The 25,416-nt window shown below is 66.1% G+C and carries 20 protein-coding genes and 1 tRNA gene; 16 read left to right on the top strand and 5 right to left on the bottom strand.

Annotated features, from left to right (window positions below):
• The first annotated feature begins 55 nt into the window (after nucleotides 1–55).
• The 9 genes from folP to phoR all read left to right on the top strand — a co-directional run bounded on the left by folP (nucleotide 56) and on the right by phoR (nucleotide 9,744).
• A complete protein-coding gene (gene folP, locus AB4Y40_RS04395; RefSeq protein ID WP_368686720.1) occupies nucleotides 56–961 on the top strand; it encodes a dihydropteroate synthase in 906 nt (301 codons plus the stop codon).
• 99 nt (nucleotides 962–1,060) lie between these two features.
• Nucleotides 1,061–2,413 carry a phosphoglucosamine mutase gene (glmM, locus tag AB4Y40_RS04390; protein WP_342921884.1) on the top strand — a complete coding sequence of 451 codons (1,353 nt, stop codon included), beginning with the start codon at nucleotides 1,061–1,063 and terminating at the stop codon, nucleotides 2,411–2,413.
• A 422-nt stretch (nucleotides 2,414–2,835) separates the two neighbouring features.
• Nucleotides 2,836–3,867, top strand: a complete 1,032-nt coding sequence (gene pstS / locus AB4Y40_RS04385) for a phosphate ABC transporter substrate-binding protein PstS (protein ID WP_368686586.1) — start codon at nucleotides 2,836–2,838, stop codon at nucleotides 3,865–3,867.
• A 212-nt stretch (nucleotides 3,868–4,079) separates the two neighbouring features.
• Complete coding sequence (pstC, locus tag AB4Y40_RS04380; RefSeq protein WP_368686585.1) at nucleotides 4,080–5,066, top strand: phosphate ABC transporter permease PstC; 987 nt, start codon at nucleotides 4,080–4,082, stop codon at nucleotides 5,064–5,066.
• On the top strand, nucleotides 5,063–5,959 hold the full coding sequence (gene pstA, locus AB4Y40_RS04375; RefSeq protein WP_342921888.1) for a phosphate ABC transporter permease PstA: 897 nt from the start codon (nucleotides 5,063–5,065) through the stop codon (nucleotides 5,957–5,959). The genes pstC and pstA overlap by 4 nt, the downstream gene beginning before the upstream one ends.
• A gap of 18 nt (nucleotides 5,960–5,977) precedes the next feature.
• Nucleotides 5,978–6,838, top strand: a complete 861-nt coding sequence (pstB, locus tag AB4Y40_RS04370) for a phosphate ABC transporter ATP-binding protein PstB (RefSeq protein WP_368686584.1) — start codon at nucleotides 5,978–5,980, stop codon at nucleotides 6,836–6,838.
• A 19-nt stretch (nucleotides 6,839–6,857) separates the two neighbouring features.
• On the top strand, nucleotides 6,858–7,562 hold the full coding sequence (phoU, locus tag AB4Y40_RS04365; RefSeq protein WP_028208453.1) for a phosphate signaling complex protein PhoU: 705 nt from the start codon (nucleotides 6,858–6,860) through the stop codon (nucleotides 7,560–7,562).
• 34 nt (nucleotides 7,563–7,596) lie between these two features.
• The gene (gene phoB, locus AB4Y40_RS04360) at nucleotides 7,597–8,298 is read left to right on the top strand and encodes a phosphate regulon transcriptional regulator PhoB (RefSeq protein ID WP_042261377.1); all 702 of its coding nucleotides are present in this window, start codon (nucleotides 7,597–7,599) and stop codon (nucleotides 8,296–8,298) included.
• Between the two features lie 132 nt (nucleotides 8,299–8,430).
• Entirely contained in the window at nucleotides 8,431–9,744 is a 1,314-nt protein-coding gene (phoR, locus tag AB4Y40_RS04355; RefSeq protein ID WP_368686583.1) for a phosphate regulon sensor histidine kinase PhoR, read from the top strand.
• A gap of 79 nt (nucleotides 9,745–9,823) precedes the next feature.
• Here phoR and ppk1 read toward each other — a convergent pair whose 3' ends face one another.
• Nucleotides 9,824–11,887 (bottom strand): polyphosphate kinase 1, encoded by a 2,064-nt coding sequence (gene ppk1 / locus AB4Y40_RS04350; protein ID WP_342921892.1) that lies wholly within the window; start codon nucleotides 11,885–11,887, stop codon nucleotides 9,824–9,826.
• 193 nt (nucleotides 11,888–12,080) lie between these two features.
• Here ppk1 and ppx point away from each other — a divergent pair, with 193 nt between their 5' ends.
• Nucleotides 12,081–13,703, top strand: coding sequence for an exopolyphosphatase (gene ppx / locus AB4Y40_RS04345; RefSeq protein ID WP_368686719.1), 1,623 nt, complete (start codon nucleotides 12,081–12,083; stop codon nucleotides 13,701–13,703).
• 135 nt (nucleotides 13,704–13,838) lie between these two features.
• Here the strand turns inward: ppx and AB4Y40_RS04340 are convergent, their stop codons facing one another.
• Both AB4Y40_RS04340 and sixA read right to left on the bottom strand, forming a co-directional pair.
• On the bottom strand, nucleotides 13,839–14,657 hold the full coding sequence (locus tag AB4Y40_RS04340) for a GNAT family N-acyltransferase (protein ID WP_324150960.1): 819 nt from the start codon (nucleotides 14,655–14,657) through the stop codon (nucleotides 13,839–13,841).
• A gap of 230 nt (nucleotides 14,658–14,887) precedes the next feature.
• Nucleotides 14,888–15,352 carry a phosphohistidine phosphatase SixA gene (gene sixA, locus AB4Y40_RS04335; RefSeq protein WP_342921894.1) on the bottom strand — a complete coding sequence of 155 codons (465 nt, stop codon included), beginning with the start codon at nucleotides 15,350–15,352 and terminating at the stop codon, nucleotides 14,888–14,890.
• Between the two features lie 163 nt (nucleotides 15,353–15,515).
• Between sixA and AB4Y40_RS04330 the strand changes: the two genes are divergently transcribed.
• From AB4Y40_RS04330 to AB4Y40_RS04310, 5 genes are all read left to right on the top strand, one after another.
• A tRNA-Pro gene (locus AB4Y40_RS04330) sits at nucleotides 15,516–15,592 on the top strand.
• 172 nt (nucleotides 15,593–15,764) lie between these two features.
• On the top strand, nucleotides 15,765–17,381 hold the full coding sequence (locus tag AB4Y40_RS04325; protein ID WP_368686582.1) for an NAD(P)/FAD-dependent oxidoreductase: 1,617 nt from the start codon (nucleotides 15,765–15,767) through the stop codon (nucleotides 17,379–17,381).
• Between the two features lie 296 nt (nucleotides 17,382–17,677).
• Nucleotides 17,678–18,535: a translesion DNA synthesis-associated protein ImuA gene (gene imuA / locus AB4Y40_RS04320; protein WP_368686581.1), complete on the top strand. Its 858-nt coding sequence runs from the start codon at nucleotides 17,678–17,680 to the stop codon at nucleotides 18,533–18,535.
• The gene (locus AB4Y40_RS04315) at nucleotides 18,444–20,048 is read left to right on the top strand and encodes a DNA polymerase Y family protein (RefSeq protein ID WP_368686580.1); all 1,605 of its coding nucleotides are present in this window, start codon (nucleotides 18,444–18,446) and stop codon (nucleotides 20,046–20,048) included. The genes imuA and AB4Y40_RS04315 overlap by 92 nt, the downstream gene beginning before the upstream one ends.
• A 34-nt stretch (nucleotides 20,049–20,082) precedes the next feature.
• Complete coding sequence (locus AB4Y40_RS04310; protein ID WP_368686579.1) at nucleotides 20,083–23,565, top strand: error-prone DNA polymerase; 3,483 nt, start codon at nucleotides 20,083–20,085, stop codon at nucleotides 23,563–23,565.
• A 10-nt stretch (nucleotides 23,566–23,575) separates the two neighbouring features.
• On the opposite strand, the gene AB4Y40_RS04305 is transcribed toward AB4Y40_RS04310, so the two are convergent.
• The gene (locus AB4Y40_RS04305; RefSeq protein ID WP_368686578.1) at nucleotides 23,576–24,499 is read right to left on the bottom strand and encodes a dTDP-4-dehydrorhamnose reductase family protein; all 924 of its coding nucleotides are present in this window, start codon (nucleotides 24,497–24,499) and stop codon (nucleotides 23,576–23,578) included.
• Nucleotides 24,500–24,510: 11 nt separating this feature from the next.
• Complete coding sequence (locus AB4Y40_RS04300; RefSeq protein WP_201698136.1) at nucleotides 24,511–24,717, bottom strand: heavy-metal-associated domain-containing protein; 207 nt, start codon at nucleotides 24,715–24,717, stop codon at nucleotides 24,511–24,513.
• Nucleotides 24,718–24,880: 163 nt separating this feature from the next.
• On the opposite strand from AB4Y40_RS04300, the gene cueR reads away from it, so the two are divergent.
• Complete coding sequence (gene cueR / locus AB4Y40_RS04295; protein ID WP_368686577.1) at nucleotides 24,881–25,306, top strand: Cu(I)-responsive transcriptional regulator; 426 nt, start codon at nucleotides 24,881–24,883, stop codon at nucleotides 25,304–25,306.
• Nucleotides 25,307–25,416: the final 110 nt, after the last annotated feature.

Here is a 25,416-nt window from a genome sequence, read left to right as displayed (position 1 = left end):
TGCCGCTGTGCCGCCGCATCTCGTTACACATCTGACGTTTTCTGACGTGCCCAACATCTCCTCGCAAGATAGTCTCCCACCTGAACCGCTCGCGTGCGGCCGCTTCACGCTGACGTTCGAGCGTCCGCTCGTCATGGGGATCCTCAACGCCACACCCGACTCGTTTTCCGACGGCGGTCGCTATATCGCGTTCGGCGACGCCTTGCGCCGCGCCGAGCAGATGATGCTCGACGGCGTCGATATCATCGACATCGGCGGTGAATCGACGCGCCCCGGCGCGCCGGCCGTGCCGCTCGACGAGGAACTCGAACGGGTGATTCCGCTGGTGGAAAAGCTCAAGGGCGCGAACGTGCCGCTGTCGATCGACACGTACAAGCCCGAAGTCATGCGCGCGGCGCTGGCGGCGGGCGCCGACATGATCAACGACATCTGGGGTTTCCGGATGCCCGGCGCGATCGAGGCCGTGCGCGAGAGCAACTGCGGGCTGTGCGTGATGCACATGCTCGGCGAGCCGCAGACGATGCAACTGGGCGAGCCCGATTACGCGGACATCGTACGCGAGGTGCGCGAGTTTCTCGCCCGGCGTTGCGCCGAACTCGAAGCGGCGGGCGTGGCGAAGGCGCGTATCAGCGTGGATCCGGGCTTCGGCTTCGGCAAGTCGGTGGTCGAGCACAATTACGCGCTGCTCGCGCACCTGCCCGCGACGGCACCCGAGGTTGCGGCAGGTGTCGCGCCGTATCCGATCCTGGCCGGCATGTCGCGCAAGTCGATGCTCGGCGCGCTCGTAAACCGGCCCGCGCCCGAGCGCGTGGCGGCGAGCGTCGGGGCGGCCGTGTGCGCGGCGGAGCGCGGTGCGGCGATCATTCGCGTGCACGACGTGGCGCCCACCGTGGACGCACTCAAGGTCTGGGCGGCGATGCGCGACGCGATGTCCGCCGCTACGTCGGCTACACAAGACTGAGCCATCGCCCGGCAGAACGCCGGCGGGCGCGAAGTGCGCCGGAGCAGATCCAGGCGCCACAATACAGGACAAAGCAGCACCAAACCGAGGGGTAGAAAGATGGGACGTCGTTATTTCGGAACTGATGGAGTGCGTGGCAAGGTCGGCGAGGCGCCGATCACGCCCGATTTCGTGCTTCGGCTAGGCTATGCCGCGGGCAAGGTGCTCGCGGGGGCGGCTGCGGCATCCGGGCCGCGCCCGTCGGTGCTGATCGGCAAGGACACGCGTATTTCGGGCTATATGCTCGAAGCCTCCCTGGAAGCGGGGCTGTCGGCTGCGGGCATCGACGTGATGCTGGCCGGTCCGATGACGACGCCCGGCATCGCCTATCTCACGCGCGCGCTGCGACTCGCCGCGGGCGTGGTGATCAGCGCCTCGCACAATCCCTACTACGACAACGGCATCAAGTTCTTCTCCGCCGACGGCAACAAGCTCCCCGACGAAGTGGAGACGCTGATCGAGGAGCAGCTCGAGCAGCCGCTGGCCTGCGCGCCCTCTGAGCAGCTTGGCCGCGCGCGCCGCCTGCACGACGCGGGCGGGCGCTACATCGAGTTCTGCAAGAGCACGTTCCCGCAGGCGTTCAATCTGCGCGGCCTGAAGCTCGTGATCGATTGCGCCAACGGTGCGGCTTATGACATCGCGCCGCACGTGTTCCACGAGCTGGGCGCGGACGTGATTCCGATCGGTGTGTCGCCGAACGGCTTCAACATCAACGACGGCGTGGGCGCGACCGCGCCCGACGCACTCGTGCGCGCCGTGCGTGCGAATCACGCGGACCTCGGCATCGCGCTCGACGGCGACGCCGACCGGCTCCAGATCGTCGATGCGCAGGGCCGCCTCTACAACGGCGACGAGCTGCTCTACGTGCTCGTGAAGGACCGCATCGCGACCGACGGCAAGGTGGAAGGGGCGGTGGGCACGCTCATGACCAATCTCGCGGTGGAACAGGCGCTCGAAGGCCTCGGCGTGCAACTGGTGCGTGCGAACGTGGGCGACCGCTACGTGCTCGAGCAACTGCGCGAGCGCGGCTGGCAGCTCGGCGCGGAAGGCTCGGGCCACATCCTGTCGCTCGACCGTCACACGACCGGCGACGGCATCGTCTCGGCGCTGCTCGTGCTCGCGGCGATGAAGCGCAGCGGCAAGACGATCGCGCAGCTCCTCGACGGCGTGAAGCTGTTTCCGCAGAAGCTCATCAACGTGCGCATCGCGCAGGGCGCCGACTGGAAGGGCAACGCCGAGATCCAGCAGTCGATCGCTTCCGCCGAGGCGGAATTGAAGGGCAAGGGTCGTGTGCTGATTCGCGCTTCGGGGACCGAGCCGGTGCTGCGCGTGATGGTCGAGGCCCGCGAGGAGCGCGACACGCTGCACTACGCCGAGGCGATCGCCAGCGTGGTGAAGCGTTCGATCGCGTGAGCGCCGGCGACCCCGTCGCGCAAACCGCGCGACGGGGTCGCGCCAGCACCAAACCGATGAGCACGACGTGGCAACTGGCCGTCGTGCTCATCTTTTTTTGCGATTTATTCGGCGTCGCAACGCAAGCAGGCAAACGTTTAAAACAATCGCATAACGGTTTGCAAACCATTTTCGAGGAAATCCTCGAATTTTACATCGGACCCCAGGCGGCCGCCAAACGCCCGCCTGGCGGGCTTTTTAGCTATCAAAGCACGTGCAGGCCATGCCGCGACCGCGCTTGCAAAATCGCGCAAAACGCATATCCACGCGCCTTTCAGCCAGTAATCGAACTGTCACGTTCGCTTCATGAATCGTCACGGTACTGTCACAGAGACCCCCTAAGCTTCGCGGTGTCGTTCATCCGCTCACACACTGGAGGTCTCATGAAATTGATGCAAACCGCGCTCGCTGGCGTTGCTGGCGCGCTCTTCGCGATCGCAGCGCAGGCTGCTGACATCACCGGCGCGGGTAGCACCTTCGCAGCACCGATCTATACGAAATGGGCGGATGCCTATCAAAAGTCGGGCGGCGGCAAGGTCAACTACCAGGGCATTGGCTCGTCGGGCGGCATCAAGCAGATTCAAGCCAAGACCGTTGACTTCGCGGGCTCGGACGCTCCGCTGAAGGACGAGGATCTGGCCAAGGAAGGCCTGTTCCAGTTCCCGACGGTGGTCGGCGGCGTCGTGCCGGCGATCAACGTGCCGGGCGTGAAGCCGGGCGAGATCACCCTGTCGGGCCCGGTGCTCGGCGACATCTACCTCGGCAAGATCAAGAAGTGGAACGATCCGGCCATCGTCGCACTGAACCCGAAGGTCAAGCTGCCTGATCTCGACATCGCCGTGGTCCGCCGCGCCGACGGTTCGGGCACCAGCTTCATCTGGACGAACTACCTCTCGAAGGTCAACCCCGACTGGAAGAGCAAGGTCGGCGAAGGCACGACCGTGAACTGGCCGACGGGTACGGGCGGCAAGGGCAACGACGGCGTCGCGGCCTTCGTGCAGCGTCTGCCGGGCGCAATCGGCTACGTCGAGTGGGCGTACGCCAAGCAAAACCACATGGTCTACACTGCCATGAAGAACGAGTCGGGCGCTGTGGTTCAGCCGGACACCGAAACGTTCAAGGCAGCGGCCGCTGGCGCGGACTGGAAGAAGTCGTTCTACCAGATCCTCACGAACGAGCCGGGCAAGGACGCGTGGCCGGTCGTCGGCGCGACCTTCGTGCTGCTGCACACGGCACAGGACAAGCCGGACCAGGGCAAGGAAACGCTCAAGTTCTTCGACTGGGCGTTCAAGAATGGCACGCCGGCTGCTGACAGCCTCGACTACATCTCGCTGCCGCAGTCGGTCGTGACCGAAATCAAGTCGCAGTGGAAGGAGAAGGTCAAGGACGCGAGCGGCAAAGCCATCGCTGAGTAAGCAGGGCGTCAGGCAAGCGTAAAAAAAGGCCGCCGCGTGACGCGCGCGGCCTGTTCGCTTGTGGCTTGCCTGAAACCGCGCTGTCCAAGATGTGCCGTCCGCCTTCCGGCTGAGTCGTCAGTATTAACGGCCGGAAGTCGGGCGATCTGCAGTCCCACGGCTGCATCAACGTCGTGAGCCCCGCGCTCGCGGCAACTGGAACCCAGGTCACCATGTCCGACGTCCCGCTCGTGTCGAACCCGCCCGGCAACGCCGCGCAGCAAAAAGCGCCCAGCCCGGCAGGGGACATCATTTTTGGCGGCCTCGCACGCCTCGCCGCCGTCGTCACGTTGTTGCTGCTCGGCGGCATCATCGTGTCGCTGATCATCGCCTCGTTGCCGACGATCCAGAAATTCGGTTTCGCATTCCTCTGGACTGCCGACTGGGATCCACCCAGCGAGCAGTTCGGCGCGCTCGTGCCCATCTACGGCACGATCGCCACCTCGATCATCGCGCTCATCATCGCCGTGCCCGTGAGTTTCGGCATCGCGCTGTTCCTCACCGAGCTTTCGCCCGCGTGGCTGCGCCGCCCGCTCGGCATCGCCATCGAACTGCTCGCCGCGATCCCGTCGATCGTCTACGGTATGTGGGGTCTGCTCGTGTTTGCGCCGATCTTCGCGCAGTGGTTCGAAAAGCCGCTCGGCTCGCTGCTCGGCGGCATGCCGATCGTCGGCGCGCTGTTCCAGGGCGCGCCCATCGGCATCGGCATTCTGTGCGCCGGCGTGATTCTCGCGATCATGATCATTCCGTATATCGCTTCGGTCATGCGCGACGTGTTCGAAGTCACGCCCGTTCTGCTCAAGGAGTCGGCTTACGGCATTGGCTGCACGACGTGGGAAGTGATGTGGAAGATCGTGCTGCCGTTCACCAAGACCGGCGTGATCGGCGGCGTGATGCTGGGTCTCGGCCGCGCGCTCGGCGAGACGATGGCCGTCACGTTCGTGATCGGCAATACGAACCTGCTCGACAACGTGTCGCTCTTTTCGCCGGGCAACAGCATCACCTCGGCGCTCGCCAACGAGTTCGCGGAAGCGAGCCCGGGCCTGCACACCGCCGCGCTGATGGAACTCGGCCTGATCCTTTTCGTGATCACGTTCATCGTGCTGTCGATCTCGAAGCTCATGTTGCTGCGCCTTGAAAAAGCGGAGGGTGCGCGATGAGCGAACCGATGATGAAAATTCCGGGTGCGATTTACGGTCCCGAGCTGGAGCGCATGCGCGACAAGCTGCAGCGCCGCCGCCGCGTGACCAATGCGATCGCGCTCACGTGCTCGCTCGCGGCGATGGCGTTCGGCATTATCTGGCTCGTGTGGATTCTCTATACGACGCTCTCGCTTGGCATCGGCGGCCTTTCGGTGGAACTGTTCACGCAGTCCACGCCGCCGCCTAACACCGACGGCGGCGGTCTCGCCAACGCCATCGTCGGCAGCTTGATGCTCGTTGCGATCGCAACGTTCGTCGGCACACCGATCGGCATTCTCGCGGGCATCTATCTCGCGGAATACGGCCAGAAGAGCTGGCTCGCGAGCGTCACGCGCTTCATCAACGACATTCTGCTGTCGGCGCCTTCGATCGTCGTGGGCCTGTTCGTGTACGCGCTCGTCGTGGCGAAGATGGGGCACTTCAGCGGCTGGGCCGGCGCGATTGCGCTGGCGCTCCTGCAGGTTCCGATCGTGATTCGCACGACCGAGAACATGCTCAAGCTCGTGCCGAACAACCTGCGTGAAGCCGCATTCGCGCTCGGCACGCCGAAGTGGAAGATGGTGATGTCGATCACGCTGAAGGCATCGGTCGCCGGTATCGTGACGGGCGTGCTGCTGGCGGTTGCGCGTATCGCCGGCGAAACCGCGCCGCTGCTCTTCACCGCGCTGTCGAACCAGTTCTTCACCGCGAACATGAATCAACCGATCGCGAACCTGCCGGTCACGATCTTCAAGTTTGCGATGAGCCCGTTTGCGCAGTGGCAGTCGCTTGCGTGGGCCGGCGTTTTCCTGATCACGCTGGGCGTGCTGGGTCTGAATATCCTCGCGCGCACGATCTTTTCGAACAAGTAAGCAAGGGCGGAGTTCCCGATGAACATGGCTGAGAGTCACCTCAACACCGCTGCGCACGGCAATGCGCCCTCCGCTGGGTTTGAACCTGCGGATCCCGCCCAGAACGCACGCCTGCCGGCGCTGGGCAAGCCGAAGATCGAAGTGAAGGACCTGAACTTCTTCTACGGCAAGTATCACGCGCTGAAGAACATCAACCTGCAGATTCCCGACGGCAAGGTGACGGCGTTCATCGGCCCGTCGGGCTGCGGCAAGTCCACGCTCCTGCGCACCTTCAACAAGATGTTCGCGCTCTATCCGGAGCAGCGCGCCGAAGGCGAGATCGTGATGGACGGCGAGAACCTGCTGACGACCAAGCGCGACATCTCGCTCTTGCGCGCGCGTATCGGCATGGTGTTCCAGAAACCGACCCCGTTCCCGATGTCGATTTACGACAACATCGCGTTCGGCGTGAAGATGTTCGAGAAGCTCTCGCGTCCGGAAATGGATGACCGCGTGGAATGGGCGCTCACCAAGGCCGCGCTCTGGAACGAAGTGAAGGACAAGCTCGGCCAGAGCGGCTACGGCCTCTCGGGCGGCCAGCAGCAGCGCCTGTGCATCGCGCGCGGCATTGCCATCCGTCCCGAAGTGCTGCTGCTCGACGAGCCGTGCTCGGCACTCGACCCGATTTCCACGGGCCGCATCGAAGAGCTGATCGCGGAACTCAAGAGCGATTACACGGTGGTGATCGTCACCCATAACATGCAGCAGGCCGCGCGTTGCTCGGACTACACTGCTTACATGTACCTTGGTGAGCTGATCGAATTCGGTGACACCGAAAAGATCTTCATCAAGCCGGTCCGCAAGGAAACGGAAGACTACATCACCGGCCGCTTCGGCTAATCGGAGCAGGGAGCAAATCATGTCCGACAAACACTTGTCCAGCCAGTTCGACGCCGATTTGAACCTCATTTCGTCGAAGGTGCTCGAAATGGGCGGCCTCGTCGAATCGCAGATCATCACGGCAATGCAGGCGCTCAACGACTTCGACAGCGAGGCCGCCGCACGCGTGATCGCCGCCGAGGACCGCCTCAACACGATGGAAGTCGAGATCGACGAGGAGTGCAGCAATATCATCGCGCGCCGCCAGCCGGCCGCGCGTGACTTGCGCCTCGTGCTCGCCATTTCGAAGACCATCACGAATCTCGAGCGCGCCGGCGACGAAGCCGAGAAGATCGCCAAGCGCACCAAGCGCCTGATGGAAGACGGCGCTTCGCGCACCGTCAACATCGCCGAGATCAAGGTCTCGGGCGAAATGGCCGTGTCGATCCTGCGCCGCGCGCTCGACGCGTTCGCGCGCCTCGACACCGTGGCCGCCGCGCAGATCGTGCGCGACGACAAGGCGATCGACGAGGAATTCCGCGCGTTCGTGCGCAAGCTCGTGAGCTACATGATGGAAGATCCGCGCACGATCTCGGTGGGCCTCGACTATCTGTTCATCGCCAAGGCGATCGAGCGGATCGGCGACCACGCGAAGAACATCGCGGAATTCATCATCTACATCGTGAAGGGCACCGACGTGCGCCACAAGTCGCGCGACGCCCTCGAACGCGAAGCGCTCAGCTAATTCATTCCATAGGTAACAAGGTCAAGAGGTGCCGATGCCTAGCAGCATTCTCGTCATCGAAGATGAGCCCGCCATTTCCGAGCTGATTTCGGTGAACCTGCAGCACGCAGGCCACTGCCCGATCCGCGCCTACAACGCGGAGCAGGCGCAGAACCTGATCAGCGACGTGCTGCCCGATCTCATCCTGCTGGACTGGATGTTGCCGGGCAAGTCGGGTGTGAACTTCGCGCGCGACTTGCGCAACAACGAACGCACGAAGCATATTCCGATCATCATGCTGACGGCGCGTGGCGACGAGCAGGACAAGGTGCTCGGGCTCGAAATCGGCGCTGACGACTACGTAACGAAGCCGTTCTCGCCCAAGGAGCTGATGGCGCGCATCAAGGCGGTGCTGCGCCGCCGTGCGCCGCAGCTCACGGAAGACGTGGTGGCGATCAACGGTCTGAAGCTCGATCCGGCCACGCACCGCGTCGCGGCCGCCGCCGAAGGCTCGGAAATCAAGCTCGATCTCGGCCCGACCGAGTTCCGCCTGCTGCACTTCTTCATGACGCATCCGGAGCGCGTGCATAGCCGCACGCAGCTGCTCGACCAGGTATGGGGCGATCACGTGTTCGTGGAAGAGCGCACGGTGGACGTGCATATCAAGCGTCTGCGCGCCGCGCTCAAGCCGGCGGGGTGCGATGCTATGATCGAAACGGTGCGCGGCAGCGGCTACCGTCTCGCCAAGAGCGCCTGAGCTGGACCCATGGCCGCGCCGCAGGGTGACTCACCGGGCGGCGCGACCGTTTCACTGCCGCCGGTACTCGCGCGGTAGTCACTCGATGTCGCGTGCCCGCATCCGACCGTATTTATCTTCGATCGCAGGAACATGAACATCATCTGGGCGCGCTCCCTCGTATCGATCGTATTGCTCGCGCTCATTTGCGCGGGTATTGGCGCGATTTTTGGCGTCAAGCTCGCGCTGAGCATCGCCGTGCTGGCGCTGCTCGCGCAAATGCTCTTCAGCACGTTTCACAAGCAGCGTCTGTGGCGCCTGCTCGACGCGCCGGTCTACGGCGAAGTGCCGAGCGCCCCCGGCATCTGGGGCGAAATCTACTACCGTCTGCATAAGCTCGCGAAGCGCTGGCACGCTCAGGTGCGCCAGGTGGAGCAGCAGCATTCGCGCTTCATCCAGGCGATCCAGGCTTCGCCCAACGGCGTCGCCATGCTCGACGACCACGACCAGATCGAGTGGTGCAACGCGATCTCGGAAGTCCACTTCGGCCTCGACGCCAAGCGCGACCTGCGCCAGCACATCACGCATCTCGTGCGTCAGCCCGACTTCGTGCGCTACCTCAATTCGCACGATTACAAGGACATGCTGATCATGCGCGGCATGGGCGCGAAGCGTCAGAACGTGATCTCGGTGCAGGTGTTTCCGTACGGCGAGAACCGCAAGCTCATTCTGTCGCAGGACATCACGGAACTCGAGCGCACCGACGCCATGCGGCGCGACTTCGTGGCCAACGTCTCGCACGAGCTGAAAACGCCGATCACGGTGCTCTCGGGCTTCCTCGAGACGATGCGCGAGCTGCCGCTTGGCGAAGCCGAGCGCAACCGCTATCTGGAGCTGATGGAGCAGCAGGCCTCGCGCATGCGCCACATCGTCACCGACCTGCTCGTGCTCGCCAAGCTCGAAGGCGAGGGGCGTCAGCCCGGCGACCATATGGTCGACATGCGCGCGGTGCTCGGGCACGTGCGCGAGGACGCCGAAAGCCTCTCGGGCGGCCGTCACCGCATCACGGCCGATTTCGACGACGGACTGAGCGTCACCGGTTCCGAAACCGAGATCATGAGCGCGCTCGGCAATCTCGCGACCAACGCGGTGCGCTACACGCCGGACGGTGGCATCGTGCATCTATCCTGGCGCTCTGAACAGGGCAGCGCGGTCTTTTCGGTTACCGACAGCGGCCTCGGCATTCCGGCCGCCGACATTCCGCGCCTGACCGAGCGCTTCTATCGCGTGGACCGCAGCCGCTCGCGCGACACGGGCGGCACGGGACTGGGCCTCGCGATCGTCAAGCACGTGCTGCAGCGTCACGACGCGGCGCTCGAAGTGAAGAGCGAGGAAGGGCGGGGCAGCACGTTCACGGTGCGTTTCCCGGCCGCGCGCACGACGAGACGGCAGCCGGCGCCGGTTTAACGATCCACAGCCGCAATTGAAAAAGCCGCTTCATTCGAAGCGGCTTTTTTGCGTCCAGCGTGATCGATCCGTCAAAGCGTCACGGACAGAACTTCGCCAGCAAGCTCAGCTGCGCATTGCGCACGGCCTTGCCCGCGCGGCGGCGGCGATAGTGGCCGTCGCTTTGCATGAGCCACGCCGATTGATTGTCGCCGAGGAAGGTGGAAAGCCCTTCGGCGATCACGCGGCGCTTGAGCCGGCGGTCGTGAATCGGGAACGCCACTTCGACGCGGCGGAACAGGTTGCGATCCATCCAGTCCGCGCTCGACAGATAGACGTCTTCCTTGCCGCCCGCATAGAAGTAGTAGATGCGGTGGTGCTCGAGGAAACGCCCGACGATCGAGCGCACCGTGATGTTCTCGGAGAGCCCCGGCACGCCCGGCTGCAACGAGCACACGCCACGGATGATCAGATCGATCTTCACACCGGCCTGCGAGGCTTCGTACAACTCGTCGATCACGGTCGGCTCGAGCAGCGCGTTCATCTTCGCGACGATGCGCGCCTTCTTGCCGGCGCGCGCGGCGTCGGCTTCGTTGCGGATCGCCTCGATCATCTTCGGATGCAGCGTGAACGGCGACTGCCACAGATCGTGCAGCTGCAGCTCGCCGCCGATGCCCGTGAGCTGCTGGAAGACGTGGTGCACGTCCTCGCACATCTTCGGCTCCGAGGTCATGAGGCCGAAGTCGGTATAAAGGCGCGCGGTGCGCGGATGGTAGTTGCCCGTGCCGAGGTGCACGTAGCGGCGCAGCACCATGCGCCCGTTCACGGGCACGCGGCGCACGATCAGCATCATCTTGGCGTGGCACTTGTGCCCCACCACGCCGTAAACCACGTGCGCGCCCACGGCTTCGAGCTGCGCGGCCCAGTTGATGTTGGTCTCTTCGTCGAAGCGCGCGAGCAGCTCCACCACCACCGTTACTTCCTTGCCGTTGCGCGCGGCCTGCATGAGCGCGTCCATGAGCGGCGAGTCGGTGCCGGTGCGGTAGATCGTCTGCTTGATCGCGACCACGTTCGGATCGTTCGCGGCCTGCAGCAGCAGTTCGAGCACGGGCTGGAAGCTCTCGTACGGATGATGCAGGAGCACGTCGCCCTGATCGATCACGTCGAACATGTTGCTGTTCGCGGCGATGCGCCGCGGAATGGCAGGCACGTGCGGCACGAACTTGAGGTCGGGGCGATCGACCATCTCGGGCAGCTGCATGAGCCGCACGAGATTCACGGGACCATCGACGAAATAGCAGTCCTTTTCGTCGAGGCCGCTTTCGTCGAGCAGGCGCTTCACGAGATGCGGAGGCGTTTCCGCCGACACTTCGAGACGCACCGCGTTGCCGAGGTGACGCGCGGGCAGTTCGCCCTGCAGCGCCACGCGCAGGTTGGTGATTTCGTCTTCGTCGACGAAGAGTTCACTGTTGCGCGTGATGCGGAACTGGTTGCAGCTGCGCACGACGAGGCTCGGGAACAGCTCGCCCACGAAGCGCTGCAACAGCGAGCCGAGCAGCACGAAACCGTGCTGGAAGCCGGAAAGCTCCTGCGGCATGCGCACGAGGCGCGGCAGCGCGCGCGGCGCCTGCACGATGCCCATGACGGCTTGACGCCCGAAGGCGTCCTTGCCTTCGAGTTCGACCACGAAGTTCAGACTCTTGTTGAGCACGCGCGGGAACGGGTGCGCGGGATCGAGCCCGATGGGCGTGAGAACCGGCAGCAGTTCGTCGAAGAAGTATTTGCGCGCCCATGCGGTTTGCGCTTCGTTCCACGCGTCGGTGCCGTGGAAGTAGATGCCTTCCTGTTCGAGCGCGGGCAGCACGGTGTCGTGCAGCATGCGGTACTGGCGATGCACGAGACGCTGCGCGCGCTCGACCACGAGGTCGTACACGTGCTGCAGCGACATGCCGTCGGGCGAGAGCGCGCCCGGGTTGTCGCGCATCTGCTCCTGAAGCCCGGCCATACGGACTTCGAAGAATTCGTCGAGGTTGCTGCTGGTGATACAGATGAAGCGCAAGCGCTCCAGCAAAGGAACAGCGGGATCGGACGCCTGTGCGAGCACGCGCTCATTGAATCCCAGAATGCCCAGTTCGCGATTGAGTAGGGGATAGCGGATGGACATCGGCAATGAAAACGGAATGTCAGGAATGGATTCGAACGGACGCTCGGAAATTCTCACAGTAATATGACTTTATTGTGACATTCGTAGTGTCATAAATTTTACGCCGCATTTTCACGAAATCGACAAGTCGCGTTGCGAACATGCACGCTGGGTAAAAGTACCCATGGTCATGACCAATGCGAGGAGCGACATGGTGAAGTCGGCTACGCTTAAAATGACGCATTTGGACAGCGCGGCGGCGGCGCAACAAGCCCGCATGGCTGCGCGTTCGTCTCTGTATGCACGCATGGAGCCTGCCCCTTCGATGGTCACCAATCCCCAACTGCTTGCCGCCGTCGATCTCGGTTCGAACAGCTTTCGTCTGATCGTAGGCCGCGTCGAGGAAACCGATGCCGGCAGCCAGATCTACCCGGTGGACGCGCTGCGCGAACCGGTGCGCCTCGCGGCCGGCCTCTCGAGGGACAAACTGCTAGACCGCGCCTCGCAGGTGCGCGGCTGGGACGCGCTCAAGCGCTTCGGCGAGCGCCTGCGCGACTTCCATCCCGACCAGGTGCGCGCGGTGGCGACCAATACGCTGCGTGTCGCCAAGAACGCGCGCGAGTTCCTCACCGAGGCGGAAGCGGCGCTCGGCTTCCCGATCGAGGTGATCGCGGGGCGCGAAGAAGCGCGTCTCATCTATGCGGGCGCTGCGCACTCGGTGCCGGCGAGCGCGGGCAAGCGCTTCGTGGTGGACATCGGCGGCGGCTCGACCGAGTTCATCATCGGCGCGCACTACACGCCGATCCGCATGGAAAGCCTCTATATCGGCTGCGTGAGCCATAGCCGCCAGTTCTTCCCCTCGGGCAACGTCGACGAGTACACCATGCGCCAGGCCGAACTCGCGGCCACGCGCGAAATCCAGATCATTTCCGGCGACTACCGCAAGACCGGCTGGGACCAGGCGATCGGCTCGTCGGGCACGGCGCGCGCGCTCGCGGAACTCGTCGAGGCGAACGGCTTCAACGATCCCGGCATCACGCATGGCATTTCGCGCGGCGGCCTCGAGCGCCTGAAGCGCGCGCTCATCAAGGCCGAGAACGTCAACCGGCTCAAGCTCGTCGCGCTCAAGCCCGACCGCATCCCGGTGCTGGCGGGTGGTCTCTCGATCATGATCGCGGTGTTCGAGGAACTCGGCATCGACTATGTCGATACCACGGATGGCGCGCTGCGCCTGGGCGTGCTCTACGACCTGCTGGGCCGCTCGCAGCACGAGGACATGCGTACGGTCACGGTGGAGGGCTTCATGCGCCGCTACGGCGTCGATCGCGCGCAGGCGGGGCGCATTGGCGAACTGGCCGTGAAGTTCTACGACCAGTTCGAGGAGCCCGACGAGGAGCGCCGCGAAGAGAACCGCATGTTTCTCACGTGGGCGGCGTCGCTGCACGAAATCGGGCTTTCCATCTCGCACAGCGCGTACCACAAGCATTCGGCCTACATCGCCAGCAACGCCGACATGCCCGGCTTCTCGCGCACCGACCAGGCGCGCCTCGCCGCGCTCGTGCTCGGCCACGTGGGCAAGCTCGGCAAGCTCTCGCAAACGCGCGATGTGGAATGGACGCTGCTGTTCTGTCTGCGCCTCGCCGCGCTGCTGACGCGGCGCCGCGCCGATGTCGGCCTGCCGCACATCAAGGTGGAGGAGGAGGGCAACGGCTACGAAGTGCTGCTGCCCAATGCCTGGGTCCAGAACAATCCGCTCACCGATTACAACCTCGTTCAGGAAGCGGCGGAATGGGGCAAGATCGGCATTCCGTATCGCGTGGTCTATACGGAGGAGTGAGCGTAGCGCGCTGCGCCTCGTCTTACTGTGCCGATAAAAAAGCCCGGCTCGTTGGTGAGCCGGGCTTTTTTTGTCCGCTGGTTTTGCCCGCGGAGTTTGCCTACTGATTTTGCCCGGTGAAGGGCCGATGAGGCCTTAACGCGTCACGGCTTCGCCGAGGAAGTGGCGTGCGTAACGTTCGTTGATCTCCGAGAGGCGGAAGAGCGTGAGGAAGTCCGCGGTGTTGAAGTCGGGGTCCCAGGCGGGCGCACCGCAGATCTTCGCGCCAAGGCGCAGATAGCCCTTGATGAGCGGCGGCGGCACGGCGGGCGTGCCGGTGCGCAGTTCCTCGACGGGCAGCGGCGTGTGCGGGAACGCGCGGTATTCGGGCGCGGTCAGCGCGTCGGCGCCGAGCGCGCAGTACAGGTTCGCCGCGTAGTGGCCGCCGTCGGCCATGGCCACGCTCGCGCAGCCGAGCATCGTCTCGTAGCCGTTGTGCTGCATGTAGCCGCCCAGACCGCCCCACAGCGACATGATGACCGAGCCGCTGCGGTAGTCGGGATGCACGCACGAGCGGCCCACCTCGACCATTTTCGGGCGCAGATGCGCGAGGCGCGAGACGTCGAATTCGCTTTCGGCATAGAGGCGGCCGATGCGCGCCGCCTGGTGCGGCGGCAGCACGCGGTAGGTGCCGACGACCTTGAGCGTGTCGAGGTCGCGCACGAGCAGGTGGTCGCAGTAGGCGTCGAAGGCGTCGACGTCGAGGCCGGCGGGGCCGGTCAGGCGTGCGCCCATCTCTTCGGCGAAAACGCGGTAGCGCAGGCGCTGGGCTTCGCGCAGCTCCTCGTCGGTGCGCGCCCAGGCCACCTGCAGCCGATGCTGCGCGGTGACCGTTTCTTCGGCACGCGGCAAGCGTCGGTTCGACTCGAACAGCGTCGAGGCGAACGGCAGGGTGGGCGTCGGCAGATCTCGCATGGGGCGTCCTGGTCGGAAGTAAGAGAACTTTTCCGGCAATGTAGTAATACGCGGTTACGTTTCCATGAAAACGCAATGACGATTCGATGACGTGGCGTAAGACAGACGGACACAGCGGCCGAAAGGCCGGGGGCGGCGGGGCGCGTTTGAAGTGCGGTTGAAGCGCGCTTGAATCGTTGTAGGGGCCGCGTACAGGCGGCCCGGTGGGCAGGCGCAGGCGGGTTGGATGGCTAGACGAGATCGGGCGTGATGGCCGCGTGCAGGACGGCCTGGTCGCCGCCGCTGCGCTCGCGGCTCGCAAGCCAGAGCACGCCGGCCTTCTTCACGGCCCAGCTGCGCGAATCGGCGCCGCCCGAGAGCAGCCGCGCCGCGACCTCGCCGAGCGTGGGCTGATGGCCGACCACGACGACCGTGGATGCGAGGCCCTCGGGCCAGCCGACGGCGGTGAGGACCTGCTCGACGCTCGCATCGGGTGCGAGTTCGCGCACGACGCGATATTGATCGGTGAGCGCCTCGGCAGTCTGGATGGTGCGTGCGGCGGGGCTGGCGAGGATCACGGCGTCGTCGGGCAGGCGTGCGCGCAGCCAGCGCGCGACGTTCTGCGCCTGCTTGCGCCCGCGCGTGGTGAGCTGGCGGGAGAGGTCGCTGGCGGCGATGTCTTCGGCTTCGGCGTGGCGCCAGAGGATGAGGTGCATGGCGTCTCCTTTTTTGGCGGTATGGGGTGCACGTACGGCGTGTCCTGTCATGGTGCACGCCAGGCCGGTGTGCGGCAAGCGCGTGATGTGGATCGCTTTTCGTCGCTATGGATCCCGAAGATTTGACGGCGTGGCATCAGTGCCGATACAATCGCTGATTCGTCGGAGCGTAGCGCAGCCTGGTAGCGCATCTGATTTGGGATCAGAGGGTCGTAGGTTCGAATCCTATCGCTCCGACCAGCAATACCGAGGGGTTACACGCCATTGGCCTGTAGCCCCTTTTTCTTTTTGTCCCATGTTGGGTCAAACGCGCTCGCGTCTCGTCGTACGGCTTGCGTTCCCTTTGAAAAGCCGCCGAGCTTATAAAATACGGATCGGCCACAACTCCCGTGGCGATCGCACCCTGGCAGCCATGTTACGTTTATCCGAAGTCAAACTCCCCCTCGACCACGCCGAAAGCGAACTTGACGCCGCGATTCGGGGCCGCCTCGCGGAACTCGGCGTAGGGGCGGATGCGCTCGTGCGTTACACCGTGTTCCGCCGTGCGCACGACGCACGCAAGCGCTCGGATATCAAGCTGACCTATATCGTCGACGTCGAAGTCAAGGACGAAGCGGCCGCGCTCAAGCGGATCGCCGGCAAGCCGCATTGCGGGGTGACGCCGGACATGACCTACCGCTTTGTCGCCAGGGCGCCCGAGCACTCGACGCGTGCGCGTCCGGTGGTGATCGGCATGGGGCCGTGCGGCCTGTTCGCGGGACTGATCCTCGCGCAGATGGGTTTTCGTCCCATCATCCTCGAACGCGGCAAGGCCGTGCGCGAGCGCACCAAGGACACCTTCGGGCTGTGGCGCAAGTCCGTGCTCAACCCCGAATCCAACGTGCAGTTCGGCGAAGGCGGGGCCGGGACGTTTTCCGACGGCAAGCTGTACAGCCAGATCAAGGATCCGCACCACTACGGCCGCAAGGTGCTCGAGGAATTCGTCAAGGCCGGCGCGCCGGAAGACATCCTGTATCTGAGCCGGCCGCACATCGGCACGTTCCGTCTCGTGAGCATGGTGGAGAAAATGCGCGCCACCATCCACGAACTGGGCGGTGAAGTGCGCTTCGAAACCCGCGTCGAAGACATCGAAATCGAGCAGGGCAAGGTGCGCGCGCTCAAGCTTTCGAACGGCGAGACGCTGCCGTGCGACCACGTCGTGCTGGCCGTGGGCCACAGCGCCCGCGACACCTTCCAGATGCTGCACGATCGCGGTGTGTTCATGGAAGCCAAGCCGTTTTCGCTGGGCTTTCGGATCGAGCATCCGCAGGGGCTGATCGATCGCAGCCGTTTCGGCAAGTTTGCGGGCCACAAGCAACTCGGCGCGGCCGACTACAAGGTGGTGCATCACGCCAACAATGGACGGGCGGTCTATAGCTTCTGCATGTGCCCCGGCGGCACGGTGGTCGCGGCGACCTCCGAACCCGGCCGCGTGGTCACCAACGGCATGAGCCAGTATTCGCGGGCCGAGCGCAACGCGAACGCGGGCATCGTCGTCGGCATCACGCCGGAGGACTATCCGGGCGGTCCGCTCGCGGGCATCGCCTTCCAGCGCAAGTGGGAAGAGCGGGCGTTCGAACTCGGCGGCGGCAATTACCAGGCGCCGGGCCAGCTGGTCGGCGACTTTATCGCCGGCCGGCCGTCGACGTCGCTCGGCTCCGTGGTGCCGTCTTACAAGCCGGGTGTGCACCCGACCGATCTCAGCACCGCGCTGCCCGACTACGTGATCGAAGCCATCCGCGAAGCCCTGCCTCAGATCGACAGGAAGATCGCAGGCTTCGCGATGCACGACGCCGTGCTCACCGGCGTGGAGACGCGCACGTCGTCGCCGCTGCGCATTCGTCGCAAGGACAATTACCAGAGCATGAACGTCGTAGGTCTGTATCCGGCCGGCGAAGGCGCCGGGTATGCCGGTGGCATCTACTCGGCGGCCATCGACGGCATCGAGGTTGCGCAAGCCGTGGCGCTCGATCTGACGTCGGCGTCCTGATAGCAACAAGCTCCGCGCCGTTTATCGCAGTCGCCCGCATCGGGCTGGCGGCGAATACTAAGAAGCGGCGTTTGCCCCGGACGTCAGCGCGACGTCCGGCGGCCGATCCATCGCGCAAGCGCCTGGATCAGCATTTTGCAATGGATCGCAAAATGACCCTCCCCCAATTTCCGCCTCCTCCAATCTCTCAAAATACTGTATAAATATACAGGTGGAGGCGAGTCGACCTCCTTCCTGCCGATGCCCCATTTCTTGCCGGGCAGGGCGGAGCGTTCCCATCAATCAGGCCACGAACCATGGCAGCAGCAGCCCAGATCACTGCGCAGACTACAGCGCAACTCGCCGCGCACTTGCCCCCCCGGCTGCAAAGCCGCGTGTGGCAAGGCGATCAGCTCGCGCGCGCCAGCGAGCGCACGGTGCCGAGCGGCCACGCGACGCTCGACGCCCAGCTCCCCGGCGCCGGCTGGCCCTCGGGCAGCCTGACCGAGCTGCTCGTCGAGCAGGGCGGCGTGGGCGAGATGCGGCTCGTCGCGCCGGCGTTGCGCGCGCTCACCGCGCAGGCGGGCCGGCACGTGCTGCTCGTCGCGCCGCCGTGGCGCCCCTACGCCTGCGCGCTCAAGGCATGGGGGCTCGCGCTCGAGCGCGTGATCTGGGTGCGCGCGGCCGAAGACGAGGCCGCGTGGGTGGCCGAGCAGGCGCTCAAGCAGGAAGGCATGGGCGCCGTGCTGCTCTGGCAGACGAAGGCGCGCGCCGACGCCGTGCGCCGTCTGCAGGTCGCCGCCCAGGATTCGCAGGCGCTCGCGTTTCTCGTGCGGCCGCTCGCCGCGCGCAACCAGTCGTCGCCGGCGCCGCTGCGCATGACCTGCTCGCCGGTGCCGCCGCCCGACGACGCGAACCTGAACCGCCGGCAATGGATGCAGCTCGCCGCGCTCTCCGTCGATATTTTCAAGCGCCGCGGGCCGCCGCCCGCCCAGCCACTCGTCATTACATTGCCGCTGCAGGACGCGGTGCTGCCCCAGCCGGACGCAGCTTCCGTCGTCATGCCGTGGCCCGGGGTCAATCATGCTGTGGATCGCCGTCACCTTGCCGTTGTTGCCGCTGGAGGCCGTCAGACCTCTGATGCCGCCGGCGCCGTCAACGCCGCTTCCGCCTGAAAGCGTCGATGCCGATGCCGATGTCGCCAGCGCGCCGCGCTGCTACGCGCTCGCCGACCACACGCGCATCCTGAGCGCCGATCTCGACGCGCTGCGCGCCGGCGTCGAGCCCGGCAACACGCGCTCGCATGCGCTCGCGCTCGCGCCGGGGCTCGTGCTGCTCGAAGCCGATCCGGCGCGCGAGACCCGCGCGTTCGAGGCGCTCGCGCTCGCGTTGCTCGCCTATACGCCCAAGGTGTCGTTCGCGCAGTCGCACACGCTGTTGCTCGAAGTCGGTTCGGGCTTGCGTCTGTTCGGCGGCGTGCGTGCGCTGCTCGGGAGGGTTGCGGCGACGGTGGCCGGCTGCGGGCACACCGCGCGCATGGCGTGCGCGCCCACGGCGTGGGGGGCGTGGACGCTCGCGCAGGCGCACGTCACGCGTTCGTCGCGCCGCTGGCATGTGCTCAAGGAAACGACGCTCGCGCGCGTGCTCGATTCGCTGCCGGTCACGCTTGCGCCGTTCGCCGCGCAGCACGACCACGCGCTCACGCAGATCGGCTGCGCGACGCTCGGCGACTTGCGGCGGCTGCCGCGCGACGGCATCGTGCGGCGTTTCGGCGACGGCGTGCTCGGCTGGCTCGCGCGGGCGCGCGGCGAGGCGCCCGATCCGCGCGTCTGGTTTGCCGCGCCGCCGTCGTTTCACGCGTCGCTCGAATTGCAGGCGCGCGTGGAGAGCGCCGAGGCGCTGCTCTTTGCCGCGCGCCGGCTCGTGATGCAGCTGGCCGGCTGGCTGGCTGCGCAGCACGCGGCGTTGAGCGGCTTCGAGCTGCGTCTGGAGCACGAGCTGGCTTCGCGTCACGCGCCGCGCACCTCGACGCTCACGATCGCCTGGGCGTCGCCTTCGCGCGACGCCGAGCATCTGCTGTGGCTGCTTCGCGAGCGCCTGAATCAGACCGAGCTTGCCGCGCCCGTGATCGGCCTTGCGCTCGTCGCCTCGCAGGTGAGCGCATACGCGGCGCCCACCGACACGCTCTTTCCGATGGCCGAGGCCGCCGAGGCGTCGCTCGGGCAGCTCTTCGAGCGCATCGGCGCGCGGCTCGGTGAGCAGAACGTGCTGCAGCTTTTCGTCGAGGACGATCACCGGCCCGAACTGGCGATGTCGGCGCGGCCTTACCGCGAGAGCGGCGCGAAGCGTACGCGCAAGCCGCGCAAGGCAGGCAAGCCGCAGCAGGAGGCCGGCGCGAGCGCGCCCGTGCAAAGCGCCTTCGATCTGCCCGAGGTGCCGCTGCCGACCCAGCCGCGTCCGGCGTGGCTGCTCGAAAAGCCGCTCAAGCTCGCGACACGCGGCGACCGGCCCGTTTATCGACGGCCGCTGAAGACGCTCACGCGTACCGAGCGCATCGAGTCCGGCTGGTGGGACGGCGAGGGCGTCGGGCGCGACTATTACGTCGCCGCCGACGACCAGGGCCGCATGTTCTGGCTGTATCGCGAGCGCATTGGCGGCCAGTGGTATCTGCAAGGGCTGTTCGGCTAGCGTTTATTCGTCGTTCTTTCGGGTTTCAGGAATCATGTCGATCAGCGGGACGGGCGCGTCGTCGCCTCCACAACTGCCGGCGCAGTGGGCCGCGCAGCTGCCTGACTACGCCGAGCTGCACTGCCTGACCAATTTCACCTTCCTGCACGGCGCGTCGCGCCCGGGCGAGATGGTCGAGCAGGCGATCCGCCACGGCTACCGCGCGCTCGCGATCACCGACGAATGCTCGTTCGCGGGCGTCGTGCGCGCCTGGAGCGCGCTCAACGAATACGACGAGGCGCGCAAGAAGGCGTATGACGAAGCCGTGCGCGAGGCCCGCGAATGCGGCGGCCATGCCGCCGCCGCGGCCCTGGGCCCGTTCGAGCCGTCGCTGCACCTGCTGATCGGCAGCGAGCTGAATCTCGTCGACGAACATGGCGCGCCGTTCTGCACGATCGTTGCGCTCGCAACGACCCGCGAAGGCTACGGCAATCTCTGCGAGCTGATCACGCTGGCGCGCTCGCGGGCGGCAAAGGGCAGCTATCGCGTGCATCCCGCCGATTTCACCGAGCCCGAGCCGGGCTTCGAGCATCTGAAGCACTTGCGCGAGTGCGTGTTGCTGCTCGTGCCGCAGCGCGCGGCCACGCTCGCGCAAACGCTGCGCGCCGCGCACTGGCTCGCGGGCTTCGCGGCCGAGCGCGCCTGGCTCGCGCTCGAACTCTGGCAAACCGGCGGCGACGACACGCAGATCGAAGTGCTGCGCCACGTCTCGCAGGAGAGCGGCCTGCCGCTCGTCGCGGCGGGCGGCGTGCTGATGCACGCCCGTTCGCGCAAGCCGTTGCAGGATACGCTGAGCGCGATCCGGATCGGCAAGCCGCTCGCGTCGTGCGGGCGCGCGCTGGAGGCGAATGCGGAGCGGCATCTGCGCTCGCGCGTGCGGCTTGGCGCGATTTATCCGCGCGAGGCGCTCGACGCGACGCTCGACGTCGCGCGCCGCTGCACGTTTTCGCTCGGCGAGCTGGCCTACGAATATCCCGAGGAACTGGTGCCGCCCGGCGAGACGCCGCAGTCGTGGCTGCGCAAGCTCGTGATGAAGGGCGCACTGGAGCGCTGGCCCGACGGCCTGAACGACAAGCGCCGCGATCAGATCGAACAGGAACTCGGGCTCATCGACGAGCTGAAGTACGAGAAGTACTTCCTCACGGTGCACGACATCGTCCGCTTCGCGCGCGATCAGAAGATCCTGTGCCAGGGGCGCGGCTCGGCGGCGAACTCGGTGGTGTGCTACTGCCTGAAGATCACGGAGATCGACCCCGTGCGCATGAACATGCTCGTGGCGCGTTTTCTCTCGCGGGCGCGCAACGAGCCGCCCGACATCGACGTCGACTTCGAGCATCAGCGTCGCGAAGAGGTCATTCAGTACATCTACCGCAAGTACGGCACGCGCCGCGCCGCGCTGGCCGCGACGCTCATCACCTATCGTTCGCGCAGCGCGTTGCGCGATGTGGGCAAGGCGCTCGGCCTCGACAGCGCGCTCGTCGAAAAGCTCTCAGGCGCGCATCAGTGGTGGGACGGCCCCGATTCGATCGCGCGCCATCTGGAGGAAGCGGGCTTTTCGCCCGACTCGCACGTCACGCAACAGCTCATCCGCCTCACGCGCGAGCTGCGCGGTTTTCCGCGCCATCTCTCGCAGCACGTGGGCGGTTTCGTGATCGCGCGCGACAAGCTTTCGCGCCTCGTGCCGATCGAAAACGCGGCGATGAAGGACCGCTACGTGATCGAGTGGGACAAGGACGATATCGACGCGCTGCGGCTGTTGAAAGTGGACGTGCTCGCGCTCGGCATGCTCTCGGCGATCCGGCGCTCGCTCGAATTCGTGGCGCAAAGGCGCGGGATGGCCGAGATGCGCGTGCAGGACATTCCGGTCGAGGACCCGGCGGTGTATCGCATGTGCGCCAGGGCCGATACGGTCGGCGTGTTCCAGATCGAGTCGCGCGCGCAGCAGAGCATGTTGCCGCGTTTGCGGCCGCGCACGTACTACGACCTCGTGATCCAGGTGGCGATCGTGCGGCCGGGGCCGATCCAGGGCGACATGGTGCATCCGTACCTCAAGCGCCGGCACGGCGACGAGGCGGTGGAATATGCGAAGGAGGAATTGCGCCCGGTGCTCGAACGCACGCTCGGCGTGCCGATCTTCCAGGAGCAGGTGATGCATCTCGCGATGGTCGCCGCGGACTACACCGGCGAGGAAGCCGACAAGCTGCGCCGCGCGATGGCCGCATGGCGGCGCGATGGAGATCTGCGACCGTATCAGGCCGATCTCACGAAACGCATGCTCAAGAAGGGCTACACGCTGGAATTTGCCGAGCGCATCTGCAAGCAGATCGAGGGTTTCGGCGACTACGGCTTTCCGGAAAGCCATGCGGCGAGTTTCGCGCTGCTCGTCTACACGAGTTCGTGGCTCAAGCGTTACGAGCCCGCCGCATTCCTGGCAGGACTGCTGAATAGCCAGCCGCTCGGTTTCTATTCGCCTTCCCAGCTCGTGCAGGATGCGAAGCGTCACGGCGTGCCGGTGCGCGCGCCCGATATCGCGTTGAGCGACTGGGCGTCGGTGCTGGAGCGTCGCAACGCACCCGGCGAGCGGCTCGATGACGAGGCGGTTCGCGCGCGCACCGCCGAGGGGCTGCGTCATCGCGCGCTGCTGGGCGCGGCCGCGTTGATGCGCAGGGGCACGCTCAAGCGCGGCGGCCGGCGGCACAGGTTCATGGACGGCCTCGAGCGCGTCGTGCGCTCGCGCATTGCGCTTGCGCCGCGCCGCTATGGACGCGGCGGGCCGGCCGTGCGGCTCGGCTTCAGTCTCATCAAGGGCTTTTCCGAAGATGCCGCGCGGCGTGTGATGGCGGCGCGCGAGCGCGCACCGTTCGCCGACGTCGACGATCTCGCGCGCCGTGCGGCGCTCACGCGGCGCGAACTGGAGGCGCTGGCGGCGTCGAACGCGCTCGCGAGCATCGCGGGCCACCGACGCGAGGCGTGGTGGGCCGTGACCGCGCAGCACGCGGTGCCCGCGCTGTTGCGCGATGCGCCCGTTGCCGAGGCGCCGCTTGCGTTGCCGCGCGCTTCCGAAGGTGCGGAAATCGTCGCCGATTATGCGAGCCTGCGTCTCACGCTCAATCGCCATCCGCTCGAGCTGCTGCGTCACGGCCTCGCGAAGCAGCGCTTTCGCACGGCGGAGCAGCTGGCGCATTGCCGGCACGGCATGCTCGCGCGCGTGTGCGGGATCGTGACGGTGCGGCAGCGGCCGGGCACGGCGAACGGCACGATCTTCGTGTCGCTCGAGGACGAGACCGGCAGCGTCAACGTGATCGTGCACGCGTCGCTCGTCGAGTCGCAGCGCAAGGAACTGCTAGGGTCTTCGCTGCTGGCGGTGGCGGGCGTGGTGCAGCGCGAGGGCGAGGTCGTGCACCTCGTGGCGCACCGGCTGGAGGATCACAGCCGGCTACTCGGGCGGCTCGCCACGGAGAGCCGCAATTTTCACTGAGTTTGCGCCGCTACGCGTTGCGCTGCCCGCCGTCTCCCATGAAAGCGTCGAGCACGGCGCGAATCGCCACGTCGAACGGCGTGCGGCGGCCCATCCCCAGCGTTTCGAGGCGGCTCGAATCGAGATGACAGTCGCGCGGGCGCGGGGTGGCGTCGGTGGGCGTCGGCTGTGCGAGCAGACGCGCCTCAATGCCAAGTGCCTGCGCGATCCGTTGGGCGATGTCGTACTTCGTCATCGGCTCGTCGCCGGACCACTGCGCGACCCCGCGCACCGCGTTGCCGTCCGCACAGCGCAGCAACAGTTCGCGGATCGCGAACGCCACGTCGGGCGTGAAAGTGGGGTAGCGCGTGGCCCACGCGTCCATCGGCGCCGCCTGCGCGCCGGGCTCTGCCGAAGCGACGATGGCCGGCACGAGGCTCGTGACCGCGGATTCGTGCCAGCCGACGATCGGCCCGTACAGCAAGGGCAGGCGCAGCACGAGGGCGTTGTCGCTGGTTTCGAGCAAGGCCCGCTCGCCTTCGAGCTTGCTGTGGCCATAGGCGTTGAGCGGATTCGGCGTGTCGCCGGCGCGGTAGGGCGGTTGCGTCCCGTCGAAGACGTAGTCGGTGGAGATCGACAGCACCCATGCGCCGCGCTGCCGCGCCGCCGCGGCGACGCTGCGCACCGCATCGACGTTGAGCGCGCGCGCCGCCGCCGGATCGTGCTCGCACACGTCGGGGCGGCGCTCGGCGGCGGCCAGCACGATCGCGTCGGGCGCCTCGCGCTCGACGAACGCGTTCACGGCCTGCGCGTCGCGCACATCGAGCACGGTCTGCTGCGGGCCGCCGTGCCGAAACGCGGTCGGCACGACTTGCCAGGCGGTCTCGGCGGCCAGTTCGCGCACCACGGCGCGCCCAAGCAGGCCAGACGCGCCGATCACGGCAACCTTGAACATGGCCCGGTCCGTCAGACGCTGGCCGTGCCGACGACGGTGTAGCCGGCTTCGTCGATCGCCGACTTCAGGACTTCGGCGCTCTGGCTCGACTCGACCTTCACGCGGCCGGCGGCCAGATCGATCTCGACCCGGGCTTGCGCGTCGTGTTCGTGGATCGCGCGCGTGACGGCGCCTACGCAGTGCTGGCAGCTCATGCCTTCGACGTTGAACTGGATCATCGTGTGTTCCTTTTTTCAGAGATTGAGGCTGGTTACTACCCGATATGAGGCCGCCGGCGGATTATGCCAGCGGGGACCGGACGTCGCACTGGACCTTCCCATTGTGGGAAGGTGTACGATCAGAGCATTGATCAAACGATCGGCCAGACAGCGGGAGAACGGCGTGAACATCGGCGAAGCGGCGCGCGAATCGGGCGTGACGGCAAAAATGATCCGGTACTACGAAAGCGTCGGGCTGCTGGCGCCCAAGGGGCGCACGGAGTCCGGCTACCGGGTATACGGGGCGGAGGAAGTGCATTCGCTGCGCTTCATCCGCCAGGCGCGCCGGATGGGCTTTCTCGTGGACGACATCCGGCGCCTGCTGGCGCTCTGGCACGACCGCTCCCGCGCGAGCGCCGAGGTCAAGTCGATCGCGCTCGAACACGTCGCCGAACTCGACCAGCGCATCGCCGAACTGTCCCAGATGCGCGACACGCTCGCCCACCTGGCCTCGCACTGCCAGGGCAACGACCGGCCCGACTGCCCGATCATCGAACGGCTTGCCGACGTCGCCCCGGCAGAATGCCACGAGCCCGGCCACGTTCACTGAACGCAGGTGCAACCGCGGCGGGCAAATTGACGCAACCGCATGGGCTGTGCGCACCGTATTGGTGCGACAAAACGGGATTGCCGCCAAGTCTCTGCGAAACCGCCGGAAAA

The sequence above is a fragment of the Paraburkholderia sp. EG287B genome, assembly GCF_040965595.1.
GTDB lineage: Bacteria > Pseudomonadota > Gammaproteobacteria > Burkholderiales > Burkholderiaceae > Paraburkholderia.
This window is presented reverse-complemented; position numbering and strand designations above follow the sequence as displayed.